This is a genomic window from Domibacillus robiginosus, from assembly GCF_000966195.1.
Taxonomy (GTDB): domain Bacteria; phylum Bacillota; class Bacilli; order Bacillales; family Domibacillaceae; genus Domibacillus; species Domibacillus robiginosus.
Window position 1 is genome coordinate 1 of record NZ_LAHL01000090.1, and the last position, 5,381, is coordinate 5,381.

Annotated in this window: 5 protein-coding genes; 2 read left to right on the top strand and 3 right to left on the bottom strand. The window is 39.8% G+C overall.

Annotation, left to right across the window (positions count from 1 at the left end; translation table 11 throughout):
* Positions 1–353: 353 nt before the first annotated feature.
* The 3 genes from VP97_RS22825 to VP97_RS22835 form a co-directional block, all read right to left on the bottom strand.
* On the bottom strand, positions 354–1,079 hold the full coding sequence (locus tag VP97_RS22825; RefSeq protein WP_050184489.1) for a DUF421 domain-containing protein: 726 nt from the start codon (positions 1,077–1,079) through the stop codon (positions 354–356).
* Between the two features lie 56 nt (positions 1,080–1,135).
* The gene (locus tag VP97_RS22830; protein WP_050184490.1) at positions 1,136–2,482 is read right to left on the bottom strand and encodes a hydroxysqualene dehydroxylase; all 1,347 of its coding nucleotides are present in this window, start codon (positions 2,480–2,482) and stop codon (positions 1,136–1,138) included.
* A gap of 182 nt (positions 2,483–2,664) precedes the next feature.
* Positions 2,665–2,856 carry a YozQ family protein gene (locus VP97_RS22835; protein WP_050184491.1) on the bottom strand — a complete coding sequence of 64 codons (192 nt, stop codon included), beginning with the start codon at positions 2,854–2,856 and terminating at the stop codon, positions 2,665–2,667.
* 257 nt (positions 2,857–3,113) lie between these two features.
* Between VP97_RS22835 and VP97_RS22840 the strand changes: the two genes are divergently transcribed.
* A complete protein-coding gene (locus VP97_RS22840) occupies positions 3,114–5,066 on the top strand; it encodes an EAL domain-containing protein (protein WP_050184492.1) in 1,953 nt (650 codons plus the stop codon).
* Between the two features lie 68 nt (positions 5,067–5,134).
* On the top strand, positions 5,135–5,381 hold a 247-nt coding region (locus VP97_RS22845), incomplete at its 3' end, for an MCP four helix bundle domain-containing protein (protein WP_245629973.1).

Genomic DNA, 5,381 nt, shown 5'->3' on the forward strand with positions numbered 1-5,381 from the left:
TTTCAATGTTCAATTCATTTGCGCCATCTCCGCGACAGCTAACCAATAATAACATTAATTGATTTCTTAGTCAATATGTTTTTTTGTGTTTTTTAACAAAAGACGTTATGCTGTTTCTTTAAAACAGAGAAATAATATAACATCAATAAATCTGCAAAGCCAACTGATTTTCACTGCGCCCTAAGGAAGCAATATTTCTCTGTTGTTCATTTGCAACAATTCTTTCTACATTAGCGGCGATAAAAATTATAACACTTATTTTTAATCACCGCAATAATTTTTTTTAAAATAAAAGGATATTTTTCTGTATGTCCAACTGCTTCTCTCTATATACAGAATAAAGCTGCGGCTTTTTAATTTTCATTTCCGGGTTTGTAATTGTTAATGCCTTTTTCATGATCGTGATTATCATCATTATCCACCTGCAAATTTCCATCCTGCGTAAAAACGGCCAGTGTTACATGCTGAATGTCCTGTTTTCGAATACCCCAGTGCTGAAGTTGATCAAACAGCCAACTCTCATCCCTCTTCACAAACTTTAAATTATGGTGCAGGATTTCACCATCTATAATGATTGGAATCGACACGAAAGCAGGTTTTGGAGTAAATTCTAGATCACTTGATTGTTTATTGTGATTAATTACTTTAGGAATAACGCTTACCTTTCCTGTTTCCTCCATTAGGGCAATATCAATGTCTGCAGGGTTTACAAAACCTTTAATCCGGAGTTCCCCAAGCAACTCCTCAATGGTCATTTTTACGCTTTTTAATCCCTCTTTATCGATATCTCCCCCACGTATTAACACAGTGGGCGTGGCGGTCAACGTGTTTTTAAACTTGTTAATAAGAATGAGCCTGGACAGTAAAAGATAAAACAAAACAACGGCAAGCGAGTACCAGGTAGCTGTCCAGGCGCTGTCCTGGGCTATCGGTTCTGATATGGCTGAGCCGAGAACCGTCACAAAAACAAGATCGTAGCTATGCATTTGCGAAACCGCTTTTTTACCGGAAAGCCTCGTGAGAATATAGCCTAGCAAAATAAGGTAAATGGGCAGCCCGATATATTTTAGTATCTCCATGTATCTACCTCTTCTCTTACCTTCATTTTTTCCTGCCCGCAGATAAAAAAGGGCATTCAGCGCTTTTTAGATGATAAAATGGCCCGAGCTGCTTTTTGTCCCGACACGACAGCTCCTTCCATCGTGGCAAAATATGGCTGCATAGTATAATCTCCTGCAAGCAACAACCCTTCAACCGGTGTAACTTGTTCAGGACGCATCCAGTGATAGCCCGGCTCAAGAGAATGAAAGTCGTCATAATGATTAATCTGGCGATAGTCAATAATGTTCTCTTTAAAATCCATGCCTAGCAAATTCGCATCTTTTACAACCACTTGCAGTGTTTCTTCTGGAGTCATTTCTAAAAAACGTTCCGGGTTTGACATAATGATCGATAATCTCCCTGGTACATGGCGAAATGTAGAACGAGACTGTTCAGCGAAGCTGATAAGAGATGTCCGCGGCCCAAACGTTGTAATATCTTTTGGGAGAGCAGGCTTTTTTAATTCCAGCTGCAGTGTTGCTGCGGACATCATTGGCAGCTTGAACATAGGCTGAAACCATGGATGATCTTTAAACAAAGGCTTTAACAGCTGCTTGGCGGAGTTAAGGGTTGTCGCTACGACTACTTTTTCGCCATAAAAGATTCGTCCCTCTTCCATTTCAACACCTGTTAATTTGTTTTGCCAGTCCATATGCAGTTTACAGACTTTATGATCTGTTTTGACAATACCACCTTTTTTTTGAATTGCCTCTGCCATCGGCTGGCACATTACGTCTGTCATGCCTCCTAAAAAAGCGCCGATGCGCATTTTATAAAAGCGTTTAATGGCTGGAGCAAGCAGTCCAAAAAAGACATAAGCGGAATAACGCTCAGGCGGTAAGAAATAAAGGCCTGTACTAAAGGGGATAATAACGTTATGAAACGCATCTTCACTAACCCGGTGCTTTTTTGCATAGTCCCGGATATTGTAGGCATCCAGCTTTTTGGGATTTGTAATAAGGTCTTTTAATCCGCCGAGAAAAAAGGAAACGAGGGAAAGCTTGTCTCGCGGCGGAAGCAATTCATTATTCCCCAGAATGCCCATGATGGTTTTTTTAGGACCAAACAGTGGTGCTGCGCCTAAAGTGATCAGCTTTTCTTGTTTTCTCACTCGTATTTCTACTTTTTCTTCCCACGTAAAAATCTCATTTAACTGAATCCCCGCTTTTCTCAGCACTTTAGGCATTTCAGAATAAAAGCCGATATAGCGGTGGAACCCAGATTCCACTTTCATCCCATTATCTATATAAGAAGAAGTCCGCCCTCCTACAACTGGTTCCGCTTCTAATAAAAGTACCTTTCGTCCTTGTTCCGCTAATTCTAGACCACAAGTTAAACCTGCCAGTCCCGCTCCAACAATGACTGCATCATATTGTTCCAATAAAAGAACCTGCCTTTTTGTCTTCGTTTTCCTCTTATTATTGCCACATCATTTGCCATAATATGCGCTGACATCCTCGTGTTTGGTTCAGGCAAAAAGAAGATAATAGTATGCGTCCAGTCAGATATTTTATGATGAGAAAAAAGGCAGCCGGGAAGGGCTGCCTTTTTGTCAGGTGCAGGTTATTTTGTTTTGTTGAAGGAATTTCTAGGCAGCGTTTCTTCGTATTTTGACGGTACTACTTCTCCCTCTTTGTACAGGTCACTCACTTGTTCATGGGTTGTAGCCAGACCTTTTGCTGTTTCGTCATTTTTTTGATAATCGTTCATATTAAAATTACGAACAGGCGTTACTTGCTGCTTTTCTTTTGTCATGACAGCCCTCTCCTTTCTGTAAGCTTATTTTCTGCAAAAACATATTCCTTATTCAAAAGCGAAAAGTCCGAACTCGTGGCGCAAACAAGAGCTAAAAGTATGCGGCCGTTTCAGTTATTATCGAAAACTGTTTTTTTTTAAAATCATCCTCTCCTATCTTTTTCACTAAAATTTCACCAAACATCCTTAATATAAGTCTCAAGACACAGGCACATCGTCTCTAACAGCTACTCTTATAGGATATCAGGTGATAATGAATGAAATTTTTAAATGTACATAAGAAAATTTTCTTAGTTATGCTCGTTATGTTTGTTTCTGTTGTAACAATGGGCTCTATTTCTCTTTACACTTCTCATACAATTAACAACAAAACAGTAGAAGTAATGAATAAATATACACAATCTGTTGAATTAATTTATAACATCAGACATTTAACTGAAGAAATCATCTTAACCAATTTTAGAACAAACCATGAAGAAAAATCCGATTTTTTCCAAAAGAATGCACAGCAACTGCAGCGTTTAAAACAAGAATTAGCCGAAAACCTTCAGGAATATGAAGAAGTGCATAGTGATAATTCTACTATGCTGTATCAAACATTTTATTCAAGATGGCAGGCCTATCTTACCGCTGTAGAAGCTGAAAAAAACACAACCCGGGATTCGCGTACAGGGCAATCGGCCAAAACCGAAACGAGAGAAGATCATGAATTGGTCAAATCAAGCCTAGATACACTGCTGAACTTTGAGAAAGATGAATTGGAAAAACTAAAAAATGAACAGGAAGCTGCTTATAGTGCTTCAACGAAAATTATTTGGGGAGCCCTTGTTTTATTTCTGCTTTTAGGCACCACTCTTCTTCTTTATGTAAAAAATATTGTGAAACTCAATAAAGAAAATGAAAAGAAAATACATTACCTGGCTTATCATGATCCACTGACCGGCCTGCCTAATCGTCGCTTATTTAACGAGAAGCTTTCTGCTTCTCTTCTGGAAGCAAAGAAAAAAGACAAGTCCATAGGTGTGATGTTTATTGATATAGATCGGTTTAAACATGTAAATGATACGCTTGGACACAACAAAGGGGATTTACTCATTCAGCTGGTTGCACAGCGGCTGACTTCCTGCCTCGGAAACAACGGAATTGTTTCAAGAAGAAGCGGGGATGAATTTACCGTCCTACTGTCGGACGCAGATGAGACCCAGCTTGAAAAAACAGCTGCTTCTATCTTACAGGCATTTAAGGAACCGTTTCAGGTAAAGTCGAGCAGCCTGCATGTTACGTCCAGTATCGGAGTTAGTATCTACCCGCAAAACGGAAAGAACCCCGATGCTTTGCTTAGGGCAGCTGATCTCGCCATGTATGAAGCGAAAAAGAATGGAAGAAACAGCTTTTGCTTTTTGACTAAGGAAGAGCAGAACAAGAGAAAATACGCGTCACAGCTGGAAGGTGACCTATACAAAGCAGTTGAAACAGGCTTTGACCAGTTTCAGCTTTATTTCCAGCCAAAAGTAAATATTTCAAATGGAAACATATCTGGTGCGGAAGCTCTTATCCGCTGGAACCACCCCGAACGCGGTCTTGTGTCGCCAGCTGATTTCCTTCCTCTTGCAGAAGAAAGTGGCTTAATCATTCCCATCGGCGAATGGGTTATTCGCGAAGCTTGTCTTCAAAACCAGCTGATTGCACAATTCGGATATCCACCGATTAAAATGGGCATTAACTTATCTGTCATTCAGTTTTTTCAGCCCGATTTAGTGGCCAATGTAAAGCGCATTATTGAAGAAACAAACGCCGATCCTGCTTACCTGGAATTTGAAATCACAGAGAGCATCGCGATGACTGATTTCGAGCGAATCGCTCAAAGGCTGGAAGAACTGCGTTATTTAGGTGTTACGATTGCAATGGATGATTTCGGGACTGGGTATTCTTCACTGAACTATTTGAAGCAGCTCCCTATTGATACACTGAAAATTGATCAATCTTTTATTAAAGATGCAGACTTAAATCCGCATGATCGCACCCTTGTAAAAACCATTATTCAAATGGCGAAAAATCTTAACCTGCATGTCGTAGCAGAAGGAGTAGAAGAAGCAGCGCATGTTCATCTTCTGAAAGAAGAAAAGTGTGACGAGGCACAGGGCTATTACTACAGCCGTCCGTTAAAGCAGTCCGACTTCTTTCAACTGTTAAGCGGAGCCGCTTCTTAAAAACCTTCGCTTCATTATTAATACGACAATCATACGATATATTTCAGGAGGACTAACTGTTGACGTTCATGATCAAGCACAAATTATTATTAAGCTTTTTTTCCATTATATTTTTGATGGGCATCCTAGGCTGGCAGTCCATCATCATGTTTCAAAACTTCAATGAAAAAGTTCAAACCATTACAGATGATGACCTGCCTTCCGTACGAAATGTTTTAATCATTAAAAACCTTATTTCCGAAAACGATGCCTTAGCGCTTAAAATGATCCAACTAAAAGATTCAGACCAGCTCTCAAGCTGGGAAGAGGAACTGA